Annotated in this window: 1 protein-coding gene and 4 tRNA genes; 3 read left to right on the top strand and 2 right to left on the bottom strand. The window is 67.0% G+C overall.

The genetic code is table 11. From position 1 onward, the window contains the following. Nucleotides 1–41 precede the first annotated feature (41 nt). Both QH283_RS02340 and QH283_RS02335 read right to left on the bottom strand, forming a co-directional pair. A complete protein-coding gene (locus QH283_RS02340) occupies nt 42–872 on the bottom strand; it encodes a hypothetical protein (protein ID WP_280501368.1) in 831 nt (276 codons plus the stop codon). A 196-nt stretch (nt 873–1,068) separates the two neighbouring features. Then, nucleotides 1,069–1,140, bottom strand: a tRNA-Val gene (locus QH283_RS02335). Between the two features lie 358 nt (nt 1,141–1,498). Between QH283_RS02335 and QH283_RS02330 the strand changes: the two genes are divergently transcribed. From QH283_RS02330 to QH283_RS02320, 3 genes are all read left to right on the top strand, one after another. Continuing rightward, nucleotides 1,499–1,571: transfer RNA gene (locus QH283_RS02330), tRNA-Gly, on the top strand. Nucleotides 1,572–1,614: 43 nt separating this feature from the next. Further along, nucleotides 1,615–1,685: transfer RNA gene (locus QH283_RS02325), tRNA-Cys, on the top strand. Between the two features lies 1 nt (nt 1,686). Further along, a tRNA-Val gene (locus QH283_RS02320) sits at nt 1,687–1,761 on the top strand. Nucleotides 1,762–2,019 lie beyond the last annotated feature (258 nt).

The following is a 2,019-nucleotide window of genomic DNA, read 5'->3' as shown; positions in this document are numbered from 1 at the left end:
CCCCCCCCCCCCCCCCGCCCGCCCCCCCCCCCTTCGTATGTCTATGACATGCGGCGCCAGATCAGGGCGGTGTCGTTCAGGTTCCACCACGACACGAACCCAGGGTCCGCGGCTTTCAGCGACCAGCCCGCTTCCAGCAGGTCGAAGAACGCTTCGTCTCCCGTCCTGCCGCCCCTCGGTTCACCGATATAGATCAAGTCCTCACCCCCGGCGCTGCCGAACGTCTCCAGAGCCGACGACGCCATCGGGTCGTCCCAGCCGGGAGGCCAGCACAACAACAGCACGGAATCGGCACCCACCGCGGCATCGAACGCGTCCGCCTCCGCTACCTCGTGCCAGACCTCCGCCTGACCGGCCGCGACTGGAAAGGAGGCGTTCGACGATCGGTGCGGAGGTTCGATGTCGAACGCGCGAACCGTCGCCCCGGCACGGGCGAGCTGATGGGCCCAGTAGCCGCGGCCGGCACCGAGTTCGACGATCGTGCGCCGCCCGGCGAAGTCGGTGATCCAGCGCAGGGTTTCCGGGGACGGGATCGCGTAGGCGTAGACGCTTTGCAGAATTGTCTGAGCGAACCCCAGCCTGACACTCCCCGCCTGCACTCCCCCGTCGACGACCCGCAACGCCTCACGATGGCTGACCGATGGGCCGACAATGTCCCAGTACGGATTGCCGGACTCCGATTCACCCCCGGTCAGGTAGTGGACGAACCGCAGATCGAAGGCCGCGTCGCGCTCCGGGTCGCCGGTGCCGGTGAACATCGGGGCCGTCTCCAGATACTCGGCCACGCGCGGGAACCGGGAACGCAGCAGCTCGGTGTCCTCGAGCAGCGCCGCCAGCTCCGATCGCCGCTGCGGTGTCAACGCGAAGGTCATAGCCCGATTCTTCCCGCGCCGGGCCTACCTGCCCGAAAGACAGAAGACCGGCCGAACGGGATCGAGGTTCGATCGTCGTGCCCTGCGTGCCCGAGCACGGCGAACGCACGGTCGAAGTTGATCCCTCCAGACGCACAGGCATCGAGGGTGAGACACAAAAGATCCCCCGACCAGGTGTTCTGTCGGGGGATCGATGTGGTCCCAGCTGGGATCGAACCAGCGACCTTCCGCGTGTGAGGCGGACGCTCTCCCGCTGAGCTATGAGACCTTGGCGGGGTGTCCGGGCGGTTCGTACCGCTCGAACGAGATGGAACATTAGCACGGAGGCCCCGGCGATCACCAAATCGCCTCGTGGACAGAAGTGCCGGGCGGACAGAAGCGCCGATCGACGCCCCCGGGCGACCGAGGGCCGCGACGGACCACCCGATCCACGCCGGCTTCCCCAGTGACCGCCCGAGCAACCCCGCCCGCACCGGCAGCCCCTTGGAAACCATCAGCACCTCGCACACCTCCGAGACACGTCCATCCCCCGTGACCAGCGGATTTGTACCTTTCGCCGAACGTCGGCTAATGTTCTGTCTCGCAAGACGGAGGCCGGAACGAAAGCGAAAGCCCCCGGAAAGCACGCGGATGTAGCGCAGCTGGTAGCGCATCACCTTGCCAAGGTGAGGGTCGCGGGTTCGAATCCCGTCATCCGCTCGGAAGGCAGGGCCAGGCAGTAAAACGCCAACCCCCTTTGCGCGGTGGAGTGGCCGAGTGGTGAGGCAACGGCCTGCAAAGCCGTGCACACGGGTTCGATTCCCGTCTCCACCTCGCGCGATTAGCTCAGCGGGAGAGCGCTTCCCTGACACGGAAGAGGTCACTGGTTCAATCCCAGTATCGCGCACCACCGTAGTACCAGGTCAGCCCCGGTTTTCACCGGGGCTGACCTGTTTTGTGCCCAAGTCGGGCCTTTGCGTCCAAGTCGGGCCCCGATCCTCCCGGACGTTCCCTCCTGCTCCGGGCCCGCGTCCCCCACCCGCGCGAAGCCCCGGTCGTGTCGGCTCCTCTGGTTAGGCTGCTGGGGTGACTGGGGTTGTGGAGCCGGGCGGGGCAGAGGCGGCCTTCGTCGACGACGTCGAGGGGGACGTCTCGTTCGGGCTGGATG

Origin of the sequence: Nocardia farcinica, assembly GCF_029867845.1 — a bacterium.
GTDB lineage: Bacteria > Actinomycetota > Actinomycetes > Mycobacteriales > Mycobacteriaceae > Nocardia > Nocardia farcinica_A.
Note: the sequence above shows the minus strand (reverse complement) of the source record. Positions and strands in the feature narration are given on the sequence as shown.

Excerpts from the sequence above, each read along its gene's own strand:
- QH283_RS02340 (WP_280501368.1), bottom strand. The coding sequence starts at position 872 with ATGACCTTCGCGTTGACACCGCAGCGGCGATCGGAGCTGGCGGCGCTG.